This window comes from Nonomuraea insulae (assembly GCF_042656245.1).
On record NZ_JBHSPA010000064.1, the window covers coordinates 69737 to 88096 of the forward strand.

19 protein-coding genes are annotated in these 18360 nt (G+C 69.7%); 12 read left to right on the top strand and 7 right to left on the bottom strand.

Annotation, left to right across the window (positions count from 1 at the left end; all coding sequences use genetic code 11):
• Positions 1 to 7: 7 nt before the first annotated feature.
• The 3 genes from ACFPZ3_RS47185 to ACFPZ3_RS47195 are packed head-to-tail and all read left to right on the top strand — an operon-like array spanning position 8 to position 3143.
• Entirely contained in the window at positions 8 to 1288 is a 1281-nt protein-coding gene (locus ACFPZ3_RS47185; RefSeq protein WP_379520949.1) for an ABC transporter substrate-binding protein, read from the top strand.
• A gap of 23 nt (positions 1289 to 1311) precedes the next feature.
• Complete coding sequence (locus ACFPZ3_RS47190) at positions 1312 to 2262, top strand: carbohydrate ABC transporter permease (RefSeq protein WP_379520950.1); 951 nt, start codon at positions 1312 to 1314, stop codon at positions 2260 to 2262.
• Positions 2263 to 2264: 2 nt separating this feature from the next.
• Positions 2265 to 3143 carry a carbohydrate ABC transporter permease gene (locus tag ACFPZ3_RS47195; protein ID WP_379520951.1) on the top strand — a complete coding sequence of 293 codons (879 nt, stop codon included), beginning with the start codon at positions 2265 to 2267 and terminating at the stop codon, positions 3141 to 3143.
• Between the two features lie 236 nt (positions 3144 to 3379).
• Here ACFPZ3_RS47195 and ACFPZ3_RS47200 read toward each other — a convergent pair whose 3' ends face one another.
• Positions 3380 to 4054 (bottom strand): TetR/AcrR family transcriptional regulator, encoded by a 675-nt coding sequence (locus ACFPZ3_RS47200; RefSeq protein WP_379520952.1) that lies wholly within the window; start codon positions 4052 to 4054, stop codon positions 3380 to 3382.
• A 97-nt stretch (positions 4055 to 4151) separates the two neighbouring features.
• Here ACFPZ3_RS47200 and ACFPZ3_RS47205 point away from each other — a divergent pair, with 97 nt between their 5' ends.
• The 6 genes from ACFPZ3_RS47205 to ACFPZ3_RS47230 all read left to right on the top strand — a co-directional run bounded on the left by ACFPZ3_RS47205 (position 4152) and on the right by ACFPZ3_RS47230 (position 8642).
• Positions 4152 to 5450: an FAD-dependent oxidoreductase gene (locus tag ACFPZ3_RS47205; RefSeq protein WP_379520953.1), complete on the top strand. Its 1299-nt coding sequence runs from the start codon at positions 4152 to 4154 to the stop codon at positions 5448 to 5450.
• Positions 5443 to 5817: a hypothetical protein gene (locus tag ACFPZ3_RS47210; protein ID WP_379520954.1), complete on the top strand. Its 375-nt coding sequence runs from the start codon at positions 5443 to 5445 to the stop codon at positions 5815 to 5817. The genes ACFPZ3_RS47205 and ACFPZ3_RS47210 overlap by 8 nt, the downstream gene beginning before the upstream one ends.
• A gap of 253 nt (positions 5818 to 6070) precedes the next feature.
• A complete protein-coding gene (locus tag ACFPZ3_RS47215) occupies positions 6071 to 6472 on the top strand; it encodes a hypothetical protein (RefSeq protein WP_379520955.1) in 402 nt (133 codons plus the stop codon).
• 177 nt (positions 6473 to 6649) lie between these two features.
• The gene (locus ACFPZ3_RS47220; protein WP_379520956.1) at positions 6650 to 7885 is read left to right on the top strand and encodes a cytochrome P450; all 1236 of its coding nucleotides are present in this window, start codon (positions 6650 to 6652) and stop codon (positions 7883 to 7885) included.
• Positions 7886 to 7936: 51 nt separating this feature from the next.
• Positions 7937 to 8389: a MarR family winged helix-turn-helix transcriptional regulator gene (locus tag ACFPZ3_RS47225; protein WP_379520957.1), complete on the top strand. Its 453-nt coding sequence runs from the start codon at positions 7937 to 7939 to the stop codon at positions 8387 to 8389.
• 100 nt (positions 8390 to 8489) lie between these two features.
• On the top strand, positions 8490 to 8642 hold the full coding sequence (locus tag ACFPZ3_RS47230) for a hypothetical protein (protein ID WP_379520958.1): 153 nt from the start codon (positions 8490 to 8492) through the stop codon (positions 8640 to 8642).
• Between the two features lie 109 nt (positions 8643 to 8751).
• On the opposite strand, the gene ACFPZ3_RS47235 is transcribed toward ACFPZ3_RS47230, so the two are convergent.
• Together ACFPZ3_RS47235 and ACFPZ3_RS47240 are read right to left on the bottom strand one after the other, a co-directional pair.
• Positions 8752 to 9585: an SDR family oxidoreductase gene (locus ACFPZ3_RS47235; RefSeq protein WP_379520959.1), complete on the bottom strand. Its 834-nt coding sequence runs from the start codon at positions 9583 to 9585 to the stop codon at positions 8752 to 8754.
• A 91-nt stretch (positions 9586 to 9676) separates the two neighbouring features.
• Positions 9677 to 10441 (bottom strand): SDR family NAD(P)-dependent oxidoreductase, encoded by a 765-nt coding sequence (locus tag ACFPZ3_RS47240; RefSeq protein WP_379520960.1) that lies wholly within the window; start codon positions 10439 to 10441, stop codon positions 9677 to 9679.
• Positions 10442 to 10892: 451 nt separating this feature from the next.
• Here ACFPZ3_RS47240 and ACFPZ3_RS47245 point away from each other — a divergent pair, with 451 nt between their 5' ends.
• Positions 10893 to 11774 (top strand): helix-turn-helix domain-containing protein, encoded by an 882-nt coding sequence (locus tag ACFPZ3_RS47245; protein ID WP_379520961.1) that lies wholly within the window; start codon positions 10893 to 10895, stop codon positions 11772 to 11774.
• Between the two features lie 149 nt (positions 11775 to 11923).
• On the opposite strand, the gene ACFPZ3_RS47250 is transcribed toward ACFPZ3_RS47245, so the two are convergent.
• Positions 11924 to 12967: a zinc-dependent alcohol dehydrogenase family protein gene (locus tag ACFPZ3_RS47250; protein WP_379520962.1), complete on the bottom strand. Its 1044-nt coding sequence runs from the start codon at positions 12965 to 12967 to the stop codon at positions 11924 to 11926.
• A gap of 92 nt (positions 12968 to 13059) precedes the next feature.
• Positions 13060 to 14361 carry an MFS transporter gene (locus ACFPZ3_RS47255; RefSeq protein WP_379520963.1) on the bottom strand — a complete coding sequence of 434 codons (1302 nt, stop codon included), beginning with the start codon at positions 14359 to 14361 and terminating at the stop codon, positions 13060 to 13062.
• Between the two features lie 150 nt (positions 14362 to 14511).
• Here ACFPZ3_RS47255 and ACFPZ3_RS47260 point away from each other — a divergent pair, with 150 nt between their 5' ends.
• On the top strand, positions 14512 to 15417 hold the full coding sequence (locus ACFPZ3_RS47260; RefSeq protein WP_379520964.1) for a helix-turn-helix transcriptional regulator: 906 nt from the start codon (positions 14512 to 14514) through the stop codon (positions 15415 to 15417).
• 103 nt (positions 15418 to 15520) lie between these two features.
• Here the strand turns inward: ACFPZ3_RS47260 and ACFPZ3_RS47265 are convergent, their stop codons facing one another.
• Entirely contained in the window at positions 15521 to 16120 is a 600-nt protein-coding gene (locus ACFPZ3_RS47265; protein WP_379520965.1) for a TetR/AcrR family transcriptional regulator, read from the bottom strand.
• Between the two features lie 138 nt (positions 16121 to 16258).
• Complete coding sequence (locus tag ACFPZ3_RS47270; RefSeq protein WP_379520966.1) at positions 16259 to 17245, bottom strand: cytochrome P450; 987 nt, start codon at positions 17243 to 17245, stop codon at positions 16259 to 16261.
• 98 nt (positions 17246 to 17343) lie between these two features.
• Between ACFPZ3_RS47270 and ACFPZ3_RS47275 the strand changes: the two genes are divergently transcribed.
• The gene (locus tag ACFPZ3_RS47275) at positions 17344 to 18270 is read left to right on the top strand and encodes a PPOX class F420-dependent oxidoreductase (protein WP_379520967.1); all 927 of its coding nucleotides are present in this window, start codon (positions 17344 to 17346) and stop codon (positions 18268 to 18270) included.
• Positions 18271 to 18360: the final 90 nt, after the last annotated feature.

The following is an 18360-nucleotide window of genomic DNA, read 5'->3' on the forward strand; positions in this document are numbered from 1 at the left end:
GGAGGAGATGGACGTGAGGGCACGGCGCACGCTGTCCGCCGCAGCGGGCGCGCTCATCCTTGCGGTCACCGGCTGTGCGACGCCGGACAGCAGGCTCGATGCGGCGCGGCAGCACCTGTCGGGCCGCGGGCCGATCACGTACGTCCAGGCGTCGGACACGGCCGGCGCCGCGACCAAGCAGATCATCGAGACGTGGAACCTGCGTCATCCGGACCAGCGGGTCACGCTCAGGCAGTTCAGCGACGTCGACGAGCTGCACGACAACCTCGTGCATCACTTCAAGGCCGAGGACGCGGACTACGACGTCCTCGGCGCCGATATCGTGACGATCGCGGAGTACGCGGCGCACCGCTGGCTGCAGCCCTTCAAGGGCGACTACACCTTCGACACCTCGCCGCTACTGGAGCAGACGGTCACGACCGCGCGGTATCAGGGCACGCTCTACGCCGCGCCGTTCATGACGGACGCCGGCCTGCTCTACTACCGCAAGGACCTGGTACCGCGTCCGCCTCGGACCTGGCAGGAGCTGCTGAAGTACTGCGAGATCGCCCGGGAACGGCGCATGGGCTGCTACGCCGGGCAGTTCGCCAAGTACGAGGGCCTCACCGTCAACGTAGCGGAGGCCGTCGCCGCCGCGGGCGGCAGCTTCGTCAAAGCCGACGGCACGACTCCCTCGGCCGACACCCCGGCCGTCCGCAAGGGCCTGTCCCTACTCGTCGACGCCTATCGCGCCGGCGACATCCCGCAAGAAGCGATCACCTACCAGGAGGAAGACAGCCGCCAGGCGTTCGAAGCCGGCAAACTACTCTTCCTGCGCAACTGGTCCTACGTGTATCCGCTGGCCGAGAGCGACGGCGGCTCCGTGGTGAAGGGCAAGTTCGGGGTGGCCACGCTTCCGGGGGTCGACGGACCCGGTCGGACGGTGATCGGCGGTCAGGACAACGCGGTGAACGTCTACTCCCAGCACAAGGCGACCGCCCGGGACTTCCTGGTTTACCTACAGTCTCCGGACGTGCAGCGGAAACTGCTCATCGAGCAGGGCCAGCCTCCCGTCGTCAAGAGCCTCTACCACGACAAGTCGCTGCTCGACGATCCCGCGCTCGGCTACCTGGGCGCGCTCGAACGGAGCATCGCCACCGCGGCCGAGCGGCCGGTCACGCCGTTCTATCCGGCCGTGACCCAGGCCATCAGCGAGAACGCCTACGCGGCCATCAAGGGCGAGGAGCCGGTCGACAAGGTCCTCGAAGACATCCAGGCGGCGATCCTCGCCGCGACCAGCGAGCAGTGACGCACGCCAGACGGGAACGTTCCATGTCCAAGCCGTCCGATACGACAGCGCAGAGCCGCAGCAGGCTCGGCGCGCTACTGGTCTCACCGGCACTCGTCTTGCTCGCCGCCGTCATCGGTTACCCGATCGTCGCCGCGCTGGTCACCTCGTTCCGCACCGATCCGACCCTGCGGGACGGGTTCTTCACCACCGGCGGGGAGTTCGCGGGATTCTCCAACTACCTGCACTGGCTGGGGCAGCAGTGCGGCGACACGTCCTGTCCGCCGGGGACGCTCGGTGACCAGTTCTGGACCTCGGTCCTGGTCACGCTGTTCTTCACGGTGGTCACGGTGTCCCTTGAGGTCCTCCTCGGCCTCCTGATGGCCATCGTCATGAACCAGGCGTTCGCCGGACGCGGGCTCCTCCGCGCCGTCGTTCTGGTGCCCTGGGCGATCCCGACGGCCGTCACCGCGAAGCTCTGGTTCTTCATGTTCGCCTACGACGGCATCGTCAACCGGGCCCTCGGCACCCATATCCTGTGGACGGACGATGCCTGGTCAGCACGGGTGGCTGTCATCGTCAGCGACGTGTGGAAGACGACGCCGTTCGTCGCGCTGCTGTTGCTCGCCGGCATGTCGGGCATTCCCGGTGCGCTCTACGAGGCCGCCCGCATCGACGGCGCCTCCACGTTCCAGAGCTTCCTGCAGATCACCCTGCCGCTGATACGGTCGGCGCTGCTGGTCGCCATCGTGTTCCGCGTGCTGGACGTTCTGCGCATCTACGACCTGCCGGCGATCCTCACTCACGGCGGTGGCGGTGATGGGCACGCGACCACGACGCTGTCGATTCTCACGGTCCGGCAGATCCAGCAAGGCTACGGCGGCGCGTCAGCCCTCTCCACGCTGACCTTCGTGCTCATCTTCGGTGTCGCTCTGGCGCTCGTCCGGGTGTTCCGGGTCAACCTCGTCCAGTCCGAACAGCATGGGATGTCCTAGTGATGACGACAGCCGAATTCTCGAAACACACGTGGAAGACGCGCCGTCGGTGGACGTGGCGGCCGCTGTGGCTGTACGCCGGCGCGGCCGTCATCGTGCTCTGGTGCCTGGGCCCCTTCTACTGGATGGTGGTCACCGCGTTCCGGGACGTTGGCCACACCTTCGACGCCACCCCGTGGCCGGCGCACCCGACGCTGGACAACTTCCGGGCGGCGTTCGACACGAGCGGAGGCGACCACTTCGGACGGGCGCTGCTCAACAGCATGATTGTCGCGTGCGCGACGACCGCGCTGGCTCTGCTCATCGCAGGCCCAGCGGCGTATGCGCTGGTACGGCTGCCGATGCGCGGCAGACCGAAGGTCTTGGCGGCCGTCCTGTGCGCGTCGATGTTCCCCGGCGTCGCCATCCTGACCCCGATGTTCCAGCTGTTCACCGACATCCGATGGCTGGGGACGTACCAGGCGCTCATCGTCCCGAACATCTCCTTCGCCCTGCCCTTGGCCATCTGGATTCTCACCAGCTTTTTCGCCGCGATGCCCTGGGAGTTGGAGAAGGCGGCGCTCGCGGACGGCGCGACCCCGGCCCAGGCGTTCCGCAAGGTCCTGCTCCCGCTCGCGGCGCCCGGTCTGTTCACCACCGCGATCATCGTGTTCTTCTCCGCCTGGGATGAGTATCTGCTGTCCAGCCTGCTGTCGAACGGGAACCCCGACGTCGCGCCGGTGACCGTGGCGATCGCCAACTTCGCCGGTTCCCAGCCGCACCAGATCCCCTATACGGCGATCATGGCGGCCGGAGCCATCGTGACGCTCCCCCTTGTCGCCGCCGTCCTGGTGTTCCAGCGGCGCATCGTCACCGGCCTCACCGCGGGCGCCTTCAAGTAGGAGCACATGAGGTGCTGAGCGGCCTCATGTTCGGCGCCGTCCTGGGCCCATCAGCCACGCCATCGCCATCACCTGGAACTGGCAGGCGAGCTTCTTCGCCCTCGGCGGCGCCGGCCTGTTCGGCTACGGTCTGTGCACCGTCCTGGGCAACAACGTGGTGGGCCGCTACGCAGACCGTCACGCGGCCACCTGGCCCTGGCCGGTTCGCCGGTGGTCCTCGCCCTGCCGCCTGAGGATCAGTGGAGCCGAGGTGGGCTATCAGTAGAGCTGATCATGGCTGGGTCGCGGTTCGCTGTGGTCAGGTCGGCGGTGATGAGTTCGACGTCGAGAGGGGCGCCCGGCAGTGGGGTGGTTCCGCCGGGGCGCAGGCCGTTCAGGAGGGTGGCCAGCAGGCGGGCGCGTACGGCGTCGTCGAGGTCGGGTGACACCGAGGGCAGAGGGCGGGTCACTACGGTGAGGAACATCACGAGGTCGGCGGCGCTCACGTCGCCGCGCAGCGCGCCTTCGGCGCGGGCGGCCTCGACCAGGGCGTTCAGGGCGTCCAGCAGGCGGGTCCTGGCTTGCTGGAACGCGGGGTCCGGGGCCACGTGGCCGCCCAGGATCGGCAGCATGGAGACGATGCGCCGCTCGACGACTCCCGCGGCGAACGCGGCCAGCGCCCGGCCGGCTGACGGTTCGGTGGCGAGAACCTCGGTGGCGAGTGCGGCCACCTGCGCCATGTTGTCCACCACGACGGCGCCGATCAGGTCGGCGCGGGTCGGGAAGTGGCGATAGAGGGTGGCGTTGCCGACGCCCGCGCCCGTGGCGATCTGGTCGAGCGGCGCGTCCGGCCCCTGATCGAGAAACGCCAGGTGCGCGGCGCGCAGAATCTGCTCGCGATTGCGACGGGCATCGGCACGCAGCTGTCTCATTCGGGACGCTCCAAGTCTAAGCGTGGACATGTTCCCCGGTTATGTTACTGTGCGACACAACCGGGGAATTTGTCCCCGCTTCTGTTGGGAGGATCGGTTGGGATCGATCGCGAAGACCTCCGTGGCGTGCGTCGTGGCCGGAGGCGGTCCGGCCGGCATGGTGCTCGGCCTGCTGCTGGCCAGGTCCGGCGTGACGGTGGCGGTGCTGGAGAAGTACCCCGACTTCCTGCGCGACTTCCGCGGCGACACGGTGCACGCCTCCACCCTCAACCTGCTGGACGGACTCGGCCTCGGTGACCGCTTCGCCGCCCTGCCGCAGCAGCGCGAACAGCGGCTCACCATGCAGTTCGACGACGGCGCCGTCATCGAGGACTTCAGCCGCCTGCCGGGCCGCCACCAGCACATCGCGCTGGTGCCGCAATGGGACTTCCTCAATCTCCTGGCCGCGGCCGCCGCCGAGTCGCCGCACTTCCACCTCGCGCAGAACGCCGAGGTCAACGGCCTGATCCGGGAGAGCGGACGGGTGCGAGGGGTGACCTACACCGACAAGGACACCGGCCGGACGGGAGAGGTGGCCGCGCCGCTGGTCGTGGCGGCCGACGGCCGACACTCCACCGTCCGCGACCTGCTCGGGCTGCGGCCCCGCGCCTCCGCCACCCCGCACGACTGCCTGTACGTACGAATCCCCCGCCTTCCCGGCGATCCCGACGGCACGTTCCTGCGCTTTTCCTCCAGCGGCGGCCTCATCATGATCAACCGGGGCGACTACTGGCAGGCGGCCCTGCTCATCGCCAAGGACACGGCGCAGGCCGCCCGTGCCGACGAGGGAGCCTGGACCCGCCGTACCATCGCCCGGCTGGCGCCCTATACCGGCGAGCGGCTGGCCGCGATCGGCGCGGCCGACATCGCCGTCCTGCAGATCCATATCGACCGGCTCGCCCGCTGGTGGGTGCCGGGCGCCCTGCTCATCGGCGACGCCGCGCACGCCATGTCCCCCATCGCGGGCGTGGGCGTCAACCTCGCCGTCCAGGACGCCGTCGCCGCGGCCCGCATCCTGGTGCCCGCCCTGCGGCGCGGCCAGGTGAGCGGCAAGGACCTGGCCCGAGTGCAGCGCCGCCGCCAATGGCCGACCGTGCTCACCCAGGCGGCGCAGCGCCTGGCGCAGGAGCGTTTCGTGGCCGCCTCCATCACCGACGACGGCATTGGCGACGGCATTGGCGACGGCATTGGCGACGGCACCGGGGACGGCATAGGGGCCGCCCCGCTACGCCTGCCGCAACCGCTGCGGACCCTGCGGCGGTGGCCGGGATTCCCGCACCTGCTCGGCAGAGCCGTGGGGCTGGGCGTCCGGCCCGAGCGCCTGACCGGTGCGCTGGAGCCGCTGCGCCATGGGTGAGCGGATCTTCGTCGCGGTCACCGTCGCCGCGACCCTGATGACCCTCGCGGTCTCCGTCATCGTGATCGCCGATCCGGCGTTCGCGCTGCCCGCAGCATCGCCGGTGACACCGGGAGTGGAGACGTTCGCGCGGGCGTGCTCCATCAGGTCGCTGGCGGTGGGCGGCGCGCTGCTGATCCTGCTGGCCCGCCGCGCCACCGCCGGACTGATCGTCCTGCTGTGGGTGACCGGCCTCTTCCAGGCAGGTGACACGCTCGTGCACGCGCTCAACGGCAACCCGGCCGCCTTCGCGGCCGCGGTCCTGGCCGCGGTGGCGTTCGGCTCGGCACGCTGGCTCGCCCGCGCGCGCCCGGCGCCAGGCCACTGACGATGAGGCCTCGCTCGGCGCTTCCCGGCAGGCGCGTGCCTGGACGGCCGCGTCGAGGACGCCCAGATCGTCCAGGACGTCCACGGCCCGGTTCGTCCGGCCGATGTGGGCTCCGTCCGTCCGGTCGTCGAGGTCGATCACCTCGCCGGCGATGCCCCCCTGCCCGAGGGCGGCGGGGACCCGGCGATGCCCGCACCCACGATCAGGACCGGCCCCTCGAGCGCTTTGTGGTCAGCCATCCAAGGCTCCTTCCGTGCGGCGTATCCGTGACCGGCCGCGCGCGGCGAGCGATCTCATCGAAGGAGCAGGACCGCTGCGCATCAGCGGCCTGTCCGTGCCCTGCGCTATGGGGGTGTACCGGGCGACACTGACCTGGGTGATGCCGGTGCGCCTGGACCAGCTCAGTGCGTCCGGTACGCGCCACGACCGTCTTCGCCCGGACCGGTGGCTCTTTCGTTGGCGACGACCCTGTGAGCCCGGGTCAAACGTGGTAGGACCGCAGGGTGAAGCCACCGTCCACGACCAGGATGGCGCCGGTGATGAACGCCGCCTCGTCCGGGCCGATGGCCTGCGACTGGCCGTACCGCTCGAAGAAGTTCCCATGGACACCACGGGCACCAACTACGGGGTGCGCAAGCTCATGGTCACCCGCTAGCCCGTTGGCGCGGACCCATGACCGCCAGAAACCGATCGCCGCACGGTGAAGGATCTCAGCTGGACCTGATCGTCTCCGTGCAGCTCACCGAACCGGAGGCACCATCCTGTTGCCTGCACGGCAGGCTCTCCATAAGGTTGCAGGTATCAACTAATCTCGGGATGGAGACCGCAACCCATGGCAGAGCACAACACGGTCCCGCTGTACATGGCGCGTGACGGCCTGGCTCCGGCCGCCGAAGTGGTAGAGCTGCGTGAAAGCGGCGCTCTGGCCAGGGTGCCGGTCACCCTCGGCCACGGCGAGGCGTGGCTGGTGACCCGCTACGCCGACGTCCGCGCCGTGCTGTCGGACTCCGCCTCGTTCAGCAACGACCTCATGGGCCCGCAGGCCAGGGAGCGCGCCGAGGCGGCCGGGATCAGCGGAGACACGATGACCCGGATGCGCAAGGGACAACTCCTGGCCTTCGATCCCCCCGAGCACACGCACCTGCGCCGCATGCTGACGGCCGAGTTCACCATGCGGCGGATGCGGCGGCTGGAGCCGCGCATCATCGAGATCGTCGAGGACCACCTCGACCTGGTCGAGCGGGCCGGGCCGGGCACCGACCTGGTGGAGAACTTCGCGCTGCCCATCCCCTCCCTGGTCATCTGCGAGCTACTGGGCGTGCCGTACGCCGACCGCGCCGACTTCCAGGAGCGCACCACGCGGATGACCGACACCTCCCTACCCGCCGAGGAGCGCAACCGGCTCAGCCAGGAGGGCCGCGCCTACATGGAGGCTCTGGTCGCCCGCGCGCAGGCCGACCCCGGAGACGACATCCTGGGCATGCTGGCACGCGAGCACGGCGACGAACTCGACGCCGACGCACTCACCAACATCGCCAGCCTGCTGCTCACCGCCGGCCACGAGACCACCGCCAACATGCTCGCCGTCGGCACCTACACCCTGCTCACCCACGAGCAGGAACTCACCCGCCTGCGCGCGGCCCTCGACGATCCCGCCCAGATGGAACGCGCGATGGAGGAACTGCTGCGTTTTCTCAGCGTCGCCCACTCCGGCATCCCCCGCACCGCCACCCGCGACATCGAGATCGGCGGCCAGCGCATCCGGGCGGGTGAGCAGGTGTTGTTCGCCCTCGCCCCCGCCAACCGCGACCCCCGCTTCATCGACGATCCCGACCGGCTCGACCTGACCCGCGACCCCGGCCCGCACATCGCCTTCGGCCACGGAGCGCACCACTGCCTCGGCGCGCCACTGGCCCGCGCGGAGATGCGGATCGCCTTCCCCGCCCTGCTGCGCCGCTTCCCCGGCCTTTCGCTCGCCGTGCCCGCGGACGAGATCCGCTTCCGCCCGCACCACGTCGTCTATGGTGTGCACTCCCTGCCCGTCATCTGGTCGCGCACCACACGCTGAGGCGGGCAAACTGACGTCGTACGGCTACGGCTACATCGACAGGGGCAGGGTGTGCACGACGATCGACCCCTCAGACGCGATCTCTACAACGATCTCGAGAACGAGCTGATCGCCCTCGCCCGCCGGGCCCGTCGCAGGAATCGCGACCAGGCCCGTTCCCTGCATCCCAGGCTCGATGCCACCGCGCTGCCGGTCATCCTGGTCCTGGCCCGCAGTGCCCCGCTGCGGATGACGGAGCTGGCAGAGGCGCTGCTGCTGGACAAGTCCACGGCCAGCAGGCAGGTGGACGCCGTGGCACGACTCGGCCTGGTCGAGCGGGTCCCCGACCCGGCCGATGCCCGGGCACGCCTGGCCAGGCTCACCCCCGAAGGCCAGAAACGGGCGGCCGAAGTACTGGCCGAGCAACGTCACCTACTGACAGCCGCGCTCAACGACTGGAGCGAGGCCGACTTGAAGGAACTCACCCGGCTCCTGGGCCAACTCCGCGACAGCGGCGTCACCTGACGCTGTCGCGGGGTCGTGGCGTGCCTGTTCACGTGGATCTCGGTAGATTCCGTGATGTGCTCGCGGGCGAACAAATACCCATCCGCCAACAACGGCGCGGATGGAAGACGACGCCGGCGAGCCCGTGCGCCTCGAAGTCCTGGAGCTGCGCGAATCGATGTCCAGATGGCCGTACGTGGCCACCGCGCGTTCCACCATCGCGGCCGTCTGGTTTTCGTCTATGACGTCGCAGGTGACGCCGATCGATTGGTGACCGGCCGAGGTCAGTTCCCTCGGCCGCGGTCTTCACGGCGTCAGTGTTGACCTCCGCCAGCACCACGGCGGCGGCTGTGGTCACGACGCCGTCGCCCCGTGTGGGGTGTTCAGGCGTAGGCCAGGTCGCCGCCCAGGTCACGGGATGCCTGGGCCTGGGCGAGGAGTTCCCTGGCCTTGGCCTCGACCCCTTCGATGGCATCGGCGCCGGCGACGAAGCGCAGCGGCGGCTCGTCCTGGCCGGCGATGGTCAGCAGGGCACGGGCGAGCTTGGCGGGGTCGCCGCTCTGCCGGCCGTTCATGCTCTTCCAGGCGGCGATGGTGGCGGTGGTGCGCTCGGCGTAGTCGTCGATGGACGGCTCGGGCCAGGTGGTGGAGGCGTCCACGAGCAGTTCGGTGCGGAAGAATCCGGGCTCCACGACCGTGGTGTGGATGTTGTACGGCTCGATGTCGTAGCGCAGCGACTCCATCCAGCCCTCCACACCGAATTTGGAGGCGGCGTAGGCGGCGCAGAACTCCTGGCCGATGAGGCCGGCGGAGGAGGAGATGGTGATGATGTGGCCGGCGCGCTGCCTGCGCATGATGGGCAGGATGGCGCGGGTGACGTTCATGGGTCCGAACAGGTTGGTCTCGATCTGCTGGCGCAGCTGCGCGGGCGTGATCTCCTCGAAGTAGCCGGCGAAGAAGTTCCCGGCGTTGTTGATCAGCACGTCGATGCGGCCGAAGCGGTCGACTGCGGCCTGGGCGGCGGCCTCGGCGTCCTGCAGGCTGGTGACGTCCAGCTTGGTGACCAGCAGGTTGTCGCTCGGCCCGCCCAGGATCTGCTCGACCTCCTCGGGACGGCGGCCGGTAGCGACGACCTGGTGACCAGCTGCGAGAGCCTCGCGGGCGATGTCGGTACCCAGACCGCGCCCGGCACCGGTGACGAGAATGACCTTGCTCATGAAGAGTTCCTTTCAGATGCCGTGGTCCGGCACCCGGGGTTGTGCGGTGATGATGCGCGGCGTCCCGGCGGCGGCCGGGCGCCGGACGGGGTCAGGCTTGGTCGGTGGGCATGATCCACAGTTCGCCGATGGCGGCGTGGCGGGGCCGGGTGACCATGTAGGCGACGCCGTCGGCGATGTCGTCGGGGGCGAGGACCTCGGTCGCCTCGTAGAAGGGGGTGATCATCGCGCCCTGGATCTCGGGCTTGTTGTGCGAGCCCAGCTCGGTGTCCACGCCGCCCGGCTCCAGGACACCGACGCGTACGTGCCGCTGAGTGACCTCCTGGCGCAGGGACTCGGTGAATCCGTTCACGCCGAACTTGGTGAGGTTGTAGACGCCGTAGCCGCTCCACGCCACACGGCCGGCGATCGAGCTGATGTTGACGATGTCGGCGACCCGGCGCGGACCCTGTTCGGCCGCCTTGAGCAGGTGCGGCAGAGCGGCTCGGGTGGTGTAGAGCAGGCCCTGGACGTTGACGGCGATCATGCGCTCCCACTCCTCGGCATCCGCGCCGACGACCGGGCCCAGCAGCATCAGGCCGGCATTGTTGACCAGGATGTCCAGCCGTCCGAATCGCTCGACGGTCTGCTGTACGGCCGCCTCGGCCTGGATGCGGTCGGTGATGTCGGCTTCCACTACCAGCGCGGTGCCGTCCGCCTTTCCGATCTCGGCGGCGAGGGCTTCCAGGCGGCCCTGGCGGCGGGCCACAAGCGCGACGGAGGCGCCGTGCTCGGCGAGCAGACGGGCGGTGGCGGCGCCGATACCGCTGCTCGCGCCGGTGACCAGCGCGGTGGTGCCAGTCAGTTTCGATGCCATGAGATGGTGTCCTCTTTTCTAGACGTACGACGTAGGAGCAGGCATCACTGCCGGTGGCGCATGCGGAGGCGACCGCCGATCCTCGCGCTGCTCATCCTGCCCATTGCGCTTCTGCCCCATTCCCCTCACATATGCGTTGACCTGCGGTTTCGTGTTCGGTTCAGTAAGTCCGCCCTCCAGGCGAACACCCGCCGGCGAGCGCCCAGGTCCCCGCACGGTCAGCGCAGTACCGAGATGCGGTGAGTTGCTCCACGCCCGCCGGCCTGTGCTCCCAGCCCCGTCCTCACGTGCCCATCGAGGCGCAACAGCGGCCCGCTCACGAGCTCTCCCGAACCTGGCTCAAGGGCGATGAGTACCAGGTAACCGGTATCCGGCGGCGCAAAGAAGTCATTGCTGGAGCGTGTACTGACAGCCCACCCCTGATGCCCGGATTCCCGCCTAGCCTGGAAGGGTGGACAACCGTGACGAGGTGAAGGCCTTCCTCAGCTCCCGCCGCGCCAAGATCGCCCCCGAACAGGCGGGCCTGCACGGCTACAGCCGCAACCGGCGCGTGCCCGGTCTGCGGCGCAGCGAGGTCGCCGACCTGGCCGGGGTCAGCGTCGAGTACTACGCCCAGCTCGAACGGGGCAACCTCAAAGGCGTCTCCGACAGCGTCCTCGAAGCCCTCGCCCGGGCGCTGCAGCTGGACGAGGCCGAGCGGGCCCACCTGGCCGACCTCGCCCGCGCCGCCGGCCCCGCGGTCCGCGCCCGTCGCAAGCCCCCCGCGCGGCAGGTCCGCCCCAGCGTGGCGCGCCTGCTTGAGTTGATGACCGAGATCCCGGCCTTCGTCAACAACCGGCGGCTCGACGTCCTGGCCGCCAACCCCCTCGCCCAGGCCCTGTACGCGCCGCTGTTCGCCGACCCCGCCCGGCCGGTCAACCACGCCCGCTTCGCGTTCCTGAACCCCCGCGCCCGCGACTTCTGGCTCCACTGGGAACAGATCGCCGACTCCACCGTGTCCGTGCTGCGCACCGAAGCCGGCCGCGACCCCTACGACAAGGCGCTGAGCGACCTCGTCGGGGAACTGTGCACCCGTAGAGACGACTTCCGCGTCCGCTGGGCCTCCCACGACGTGCGCCTGCACCGCACCGGGCTCAAACACTTCCACCACCCCGTCGTCGGCGACCTGCTCCTCAACTTCGAGACCATGGAACTGTCCACCGACCCCGGACTGTCCCTGACCGTCCTCACCGCAGAAGCAGGCTCCCCCAGCGACGACGCCCTGAAGCTCCTCGCCAGCTGGGCCGCCACCCACCATCCGGCCGACGCGCCGGCGACACCGCACCAGACGTGAGCCGCACACCCGCCGCCGCGGCGGCCAGTCGCATCACCAACGACGCACGCAGCAGGAACAGTCGTTCCTCCCGCGGACCGGGCGACAGTTGCGAGCTGGGTGCGAGGCCCGGATGAGGCCGGACCCCGCCTCTGTCATGCCTCTCGAGGTCAGGGCTTGATGAGGACCTTGAGGCTCCTGCGGTCGGCCATGTCCTGAAACCCGGCCGGGACGCCGTCGAGGTCGGTCGTGACGTCGAACACCTTCCCCGGCTCGATGGTGCCGTCCAGGATGTCGGGCATCAGTTCCTCGATGTAGGCCCGGACCGGCGCGGGCCCGCCGGCCAGGCGCAGGTTGTGGCGGAACAGGCTGCCGAAGCCGATCGGCGCCTCCTCGTACTGCGGGACGCCGACGCGGCTGATGGCGCCGCCTGGGCGGACGATGCCGAGGGCCTGCTCGTAGGCGGACATGGTGCCGACGGCTTCGAGCACGACGTGCGTGCCGTGCCCGCCGGTGAGGTCACGGACCTGGGCGATGCCTTCTTCGCCGCGGGCGGAGACGACGTCGGTGGCGCCGAAGGCCCGGCCGAGGTCGGTGCGCGTCTGGTGGCGGCCCATGAGGATGATCTGCTCGGCGCCCAGGCGCTTGGCCGACAGTACCGCCAGCAGGCCGACGGCGCCGTCACCGATCACGGTGACGCGGGTGCGCTCGTTGACGCCGCCGGCCACGGCGGCGTGATAACCGGTGCCGAGCACGTCCGAGAGCGTCAGCAGGGACGGGATGAGGGCCGAGTCCGCCGCGACGGGGAGCTTGACGAGGGTGCCGTCGGCGAGCGGGACCCGGACCGCTTCGGCCTGTCCGCCCTCCTCGGGCTCGCCGTCCCAGAAGTTGGCCTGCGGGTGGGCGCAGGAGGTGTGCAGGCCCTCGCGGCAGAACGCGCAGGTGTTGTCGGAGATGGCGAACGGGGCCACGACCAGGTCGCCCCGCTTGACGGTGGTCACCTCCGGGCCGGTTTCCTCGACGATGCCGATGAACTCGTGTCCCATCCGGGCGGGCCCGTCTTCCGGCTTCATCGAGCCGTAGGGCCACAGGTCGCTGCCGCAGATGCAGGAGGCGGTGACGCGGACGAGCGCGTCGGTGGACAGCTTGATGACCGAGTCCGGCACCTCCTCGATGCGGACGTCGCCGGCGCCGTACATCAGGGTTGCACGCATCAAAATTCTCCGTATCAGGTGGTTGATTTCCGATGGTGGTGTGTCTCAGGTGATGGCGGCGGGGCAGCGGCCCCGGGCCGTGACCGCGAGGTTTAAGCAGGATGGCTCCCTGCCCCTCCCCGGCTGACCTGGCCATACACCCGGCGACGGGGACCCAGCGGGCGGGTGCGGCGGCGCTGGATGACGGCGATCATGATCGTCGGGATCAAGGTCAGCGCGGCGATGGCGGTGCCGACCGCGGCCGGGCCGACGGCCTCCAGGGAGGAGTCGAGCGCGCGCCCGGCGATCCAGGACCCGACCGCGGTGCCGAGATTGAACGCCGAGACGGTCAGGGCGGACGCCAAAGTGGGCGCCTGACCGGCGAAGCGGACCGACAGGGAGATCAGCACCGGGTTGGCGCCGAGCCCGAAGAACCCCAGCAGCGCGATCAGAACGACCGTGGCCCAGGCATCATCCGACAGCAGGCAGATCGCCGGCAGCAGGACCGTGGCCCCCGCGGCCGCCGCGATCGTCACGGTGTGCGGGCGGGCGTCCCCGAGCCGGCCACCGGCCAGCGAGCCCGCCAGGGCCCCGATGCCGAAGCCGACGAGCACCAGCGGCACGAGCCCGGCCGCGATGCCGGCCCGGCCGGTCAGCAGCGGCGCGATGTAGGAGTAAGCCGCCAGCACCCCGCCGGTCGTGGTCGAGCAGGCCGCCAGCACCAGCCACAGCCGCCCCGAACGCAGGGCCGTCACCTCCGACCGCACCGACACCGCCCGATGACCGCCGCCGTCGTGCGGGACGGTGCGGGCGATCAGGGCGGCAGCCGCCACCGCCAGGACCGCCAGCACCCAGAACGGTGCCCGCCAGCCCACCAGTTGCCCGGCGAACGCGCCGAGCGGCACCCCGACGACGTTGGCGAGCATGCCTCCGGCGCCCACCAGGCCCAGGGCACGAGAGCTTGCGGCAGGACCCGCGGCACGGCTGGCGGCCACGTTGGCCACCGCCCAGAACGCCCCGGTCGCCAGCGCCGTCACAAATCGTGCCGCCAGCAGCAGCGCGAAGCTGGAGCCGACCGCGACGATCAGGTGCCCGGCCGCGAACACACCCAAGGCCAGCATCAGCGTCAACCGTCTGGGCAGCCGCAGCGTCAGCATCGCCATCAACGGCGCACCGATGATCATCCCGACCGCGAACACCGTGATCAACAGCCCCGCCTGAGGCACGCTCACCCGCAGGTCGCCGGAGATCTCCGGTAGCAGGCCCGCGACCACGAACTCGGTCGTGAGCATCAAGAAGGTGCCCACCGCCAGCACATAGACCACCAGCGGCAGCCGCGCGGGCGACTGCCCGCGCTCGCCGAGCGCGTCGGCCCCGCCCGCGGACCGCTCGACTACTTCTCCTCGCGTACTCATATCCATCTCCGCATCGCAGGTCGCGTTCAACGTGCTGATCCCAGGAAAACCGTTTTGCCGAGCGCGAGGCAGAGCGCGTTTATCGGGGGGACAAGCTCAACCCCCTTTACCCCTGCCACCTGCGAAGACCCTGCGGCTACCGTGGAGGGTATGGAGCAGCGACCCGACAACCGCGACCAGATCCGGGACTTCCTCGCCACCCGGCGCGCGAAGATCACTCCGGAACAGGTCGGGCTGCCCACCAGCGGCCGGCGCCGGGTCCCCGGGCTGCGCCGCGAGGAGGTCGCGGTGCTGGCCGGCGTGAGCACCGAGTGGTACACCCGGCTGGAGAAGGGCCACATCAGCGGCGTGTCCGAAGAGGTGCTCGACGCGGTCGCCCAGGCCCTGCGACTGGACCAGGACGAACGCACCTACCTGTTCGACCTGGCCCGCGCGTCCCGGCCCGTCCGCCGCACACCGTCGCGACGCAAGGACATCCAGGTCGCGCCCCGTGTCCAATGGCTGCTGGACTCCATGACGATGTCCTCGGCGTTCGTACGCAACGGCCGCCAGGACATCGTCGCCAGTAACCCGCTGGCCCGCGCCCTGCACTCCCCGGTCTTCGACAGCCCCACCACCGCGCAGCACGGCCGCGCCAACATCGCCCGCTACATCTTCCTCGACCCAGGCTCCCAGCAGTTCTTCGTCGACTGGGACGCCGCCGTCGCCGCCACCGCCGCGCTGCTGCGTGCCGAGGCCGGACGCGAGCCCCACGACCGTGCCCTGCGCGAGCTCATCGGCGAACTGTCCACCCTCAGCACCGAGTTCCGCGGCCAGTGGGCCGCCCACGACGTCCGCATCCGCCACGACGGCACCAAGCGACTATGGCACCCGCAGGTCGGCGACCTGGAGCTGACCTACCAGTCCCTCGACCTGCCCATGTCCAACCGGACGGTGTACGACCTCACCATCTACACCGCCGAACCGGGCACCACCTCCGAAGACCGGCTCAAACTCCTCGCCAGCCTCGCAGCCACCCAGCCCCAGGCACCACACCCCACCAACCAGCCGCGCTGAAGCGCGCGTCGCGGATCTTGTAGGTGTCGAAGCGGTTGGCGCGCCGGCTGATGGGGCACAGGCGGCAAGTAAAGGCGCGGCAGCGGGGCGACGATCGGGCGGATCAGTCGCGGATGTCATGTGCCGACGGGGGCGGCAGGGTGGCCGGCGCCGGACGCAACCCGTCGACGAGGAGCGCGAGGTATCGCTTGCGGTCGGCGCCGTCCGGATCACCGGGATGCACCGTGGCGAGGGTCATGACGACGACCGCGGCCAGGTCGCGGCCCTCCAGTTCCGGCCGCACGAGGCCGGCGGCGACGGCACGGCGCAACAACCGTTCCATCGAGTGGACGTAGCGGTGGAAGGTCTCCACACCGATCGCGTCCGTCTCACGGGCGAGCGCGAGTATCACCCGCCGTCCGGCGAACACGTCGACGGTGGCCTCAAGCGAGCCGATGAGGTCCAGCCACGGGTCGTCGGTCTCCACTGCGGTGACCGGCTCGATCTCAGAGGTGAGGATGTGCTCGAAGACAGCCCGCACAAGCTGATCACGGTTGCGGAAGCGCCGGTAGACCGTTGCGACGCCGATGCCGGCACGCCGCGCGACCTCTTCGAGGGTCACGGCCGGCCCGACTTCCTCAAAGGCCCGGCCGGCCGCGACCACGATCCGTTCGTAATTCCGCGCGGCGTCGACCCGCAGGCCCTGGCCGCGCGTTATCGCCATCCCCGCACGTTAACAGCTGCGTCGTCCAGTTCGCGCTCTCGATCATCCATCCTGCGCGGCGCCGCGGACGGGCACTGCGCGACGGCCCCGGCGCGGGTATCGCGCTCAGCTGCGTCCTTCACGCGAACTCCTCCCGTCTCACCAGGTGACGGGAAGGGACTGCAGTCCGTAGACGGCGTGGAAGGCACGGAACTTGACCTCCTCGTACGGCACGGCCAGGGCGAGGCCGGGGAAGCGTCGCAGCAGCGCCGGGAAGGCGATCCGCATCTCCATCCGGGCCAAGGGCGCGCCCAGGCAATGGTGCACGCCGTGGCCGAACGCGACGTGGCCGGGCGCACCACGGGTGATGTCGAGCCGTTCGGGGTTGTCGACGAGTGCCGGGTCGCGGTTGGCGCCGGGCAGCGCCAGTACCACCTGCTCGCCCGCGGGAATGGTGTGGCCGGCGATCTTCACCTCGGTCGTGGTGGTCCGGGGCACCCCGGCGGGCACGATCGACAGCCATCGCAGCAGCTCTTCGACGGCCGGTTCCACCTGTGCCGGATCGTCGCGCATCATGGCCAGCTGCTCCGGATGGCGCAGCAGCGCCAGGGTGCCGAGGCCGAGCATGTTCGAGGTCGTCTCGTGGCCGGCGACCAGCAGCAGCCCGGCGATGCCGACAAGCTCGGCGGTGCTCAGGTCGTCGCCGTGCTCGCGTACCAGCATGCCCAGCATGTCCTCGCCGGGCGCCGACTGGGCCTGTGCGACCAGGCCGCCCATGTATGCGCGGCTCTCACGTGACAACGCCATCCGCTGCTCCATCGGCAACGACATGTCAAGCAGCCGAGCGGTGCGGTGCTGGAACTCCGCGCGGTCGGCATAGGGCACGCCCAGCAGCTCACAGATCACCAGTGACGGCACCGGTAGGGCGAAGGTCGACACCAGATCGGCGGGCTTGCCAGACCGCTCGAGATCGTCGAGAGCCGCGTCGACGATCTCGACGATCCGGGGCTCCAGCCGGCGCATCCGGCGCATGGTGAACTCGGGGGTGAGCATCCGGCGCAGCCGCGTGTGGTCGGGCGGGTCGAACGCGAGCATCTGCCCGGCCCGCAGCTCGGCGAGCTCCTCCTCGCTCAGGGACGGGGCCACCCGGCCGCGCGAACGGTTGCGCCAGAGCGTTGCTGAATCGGGCCGCGTCCGAAAGCACCTCGCGGACGTCCTCGTACCGGCTCACCATGTAGGCGGGCATGCCGAAGGGCGTCATCACGCGCCTGACGCCCTCGGTGTCCCGGGTTCGGTTGAGCTCCTCAACGGGATCGAACTGCTCCCGCCGCATGTACAGGGGGATTTCCGGTGCTTCGGTCATCGTCTGTTTCCCTTCCCCGGCCGGGTTGGACGGCATCCACGCTACCAGGAAATCGATAGATTACTATCACTTGACAGCTGACTATCGATTCGGTCGCGAACAGGCGCCGTCGGCCACGCCACGACCGGTCCCCGAGATCGCCGCCGAGCGGGCCCGGCTCCAACCTGAACAGAAGACGGCGGCGGGGCGCGCTGGGCAATGGGCACAGCCGCATATCGTCTACAACGAAACTATCTGCTATGGTCCATCTTGCGGAAACGCGGAACAGAAGACATCGACCGTCTCAATTACCGTGCAAAAGCAAACGATTGAGTTGATCACCATGACTGACCACGCATACGGCCCAGGGCAGGGACCCGGCGCACGCCCCCTCACCGAAGAGGAAGCGGCCCAGATCCTGGACGAGCAGTCCTTCGGCGTCCTCGCGACCCTGAAGCGCGACGGCCGACCACACCTTGGGTCGATGGCCGTCAACTGGAACGCCGGGGAGCGTATGATCCGGATCGCGTCGACCCAGGGCCGCATCAAAGTACGTCACCTGCGCAACGACCCGAGAGCGACCGTCCATGTTCAGGGCGACAACGTCCTCACGTACGCCGTAGCCGAGGGTGATGCGGAAGTGTCCGAGGTGTCGACGACTCCCGGGGACGCGACCGGCCGAGAGCTGCTGAAGATGAACGGGGGCTTCGCCGACCCGGTGGACGAGGCCGCGTTCCTCGATCGGATGGTCAAGGACCAGCGCCTGGTGATCAGACTGCGCGTGACACGGCTGTACGGCATCGCCCTGGACGTTCCTCCGGAAAACTGAAAGGCCATCGGCAGTCGGTGAAGACGGCCTCTTAGTGGTCTCGCCCGTAAGTTCTTCGGGGGTTCACGTAGCTGCTGGTAGTGCGGCAGG

What these genes read in the sequence shown, in the direction of transcription:
- ACFPZ3_RS47185 (WP_379520949.1), top strand. Translation starts at nt 8, where the DNA reads ATGGACGTGAGGGCACGGCGCACGCTGTCCGCCGCAGCGGGCGCGCTC.
- ACFPZ3_RS47190 (WP_379520950.1), top strand. Translation starts at nt 1,312, where the DNA reads ATGTCCAAGCCGTCCGATACGACAGCGCAGAGCCGCAGCAGGCTCGGC.
- ACFPZ3_RS47195 (WP_379520951.1), top strand. Translation starts at nt 2,265, where the DNA reads ATGACGACAGCCGAATTCTCGAAACACACGTGGAAGACGCGCCGTCGG.
- ACFPZ3_RS47200 (WP_379520952.1), bottom strand. Translation starts at nt 4,054, where the DNA reads ATGAGACAGCTGCGTGCCGATGCCCGTCGCAATCGCGAGCAGATTCTG.
- ACFPZ3_RS47210 (WP_379520954.1), top strand. Translation starts at nt 5,443, where the DNA reads ATGGGTGAGCGGATCTTCGTCGCGGTCACCGTCGCCGCGACCCTGATG.
- ACFPZ3_RS47220 (WP_379520956.1), top strand. Translation starts at nt 6,650, where the DNA reads ATGGCAGAGCACAACACGGTCCCGCTGTACATGGCGCGTGACGGCCTG.
- ACFPZ3_RS47230 (WP_379520958.1), top strand. Translation starts at nt 8,490, where the DNA reads ATGGAAGACGACGCCGGCGAGCCCGTGCGCCTCGAAGTCCTGGAGCTG.
- ACFPZ3_RS47235 (WP_379520959.1), bottom strand. Translation starts at nt 9,585, where the DNA reads ATGAGCAAGGTCATTCTCGTCACCGGTGCCGGGCGCGGTCTGGGTACC.
- ACFPZ3_RS47240 (WP_379520960.1), bottom strand. Translation starts at nt 10,441, where the DNA reads ATGGCATCGAAACTGACTGGCACCACCGCGCTGGTCACCGGCGCGAGC.
- ACFPZ3_RS47250 (WP_379520962.1), bottom strand. Translation starts at nt 12,967, where the DNA reads ATGCGTGCAACCCTGATGTACGGCGCCGGCGACGTCCGCATCGAGGAG.
- ACFPZ3_RS47255 (WP_379520963.1), bottom strand. Translation starts at nt 14,361, where the DNA reads ATGAGTACGCGAGGAGAAGTAGTCGAGCGGTCCGCGGGCGGGGCCGAC.
- ACFPZ3_RS47260 (WP_379520964.1), top strand. Translation starts at nt 14,512, where the DNA reads ATGGAGCAGCGACCCGACAACCGCGACCAGATCCGGGACTTCCTCGCC.
- ACFPZ3_RS47265 (WP_379520965.1), bottom strand. Translation starts at nt 16,120, where the DNA reads ATGGCGATAACGCGCGGCCAGGGCCTGCGGGTCGACGCCGCGCGGAAT.
- ACFPZ3_RS47275 (WP_379520967.1), top strand. Translation starts at nt 17,344, where the DNA reads ATGCCGAAGGGCGTCATCACGCGCCTGACGCCCTCGGTGTCCCGGGTT.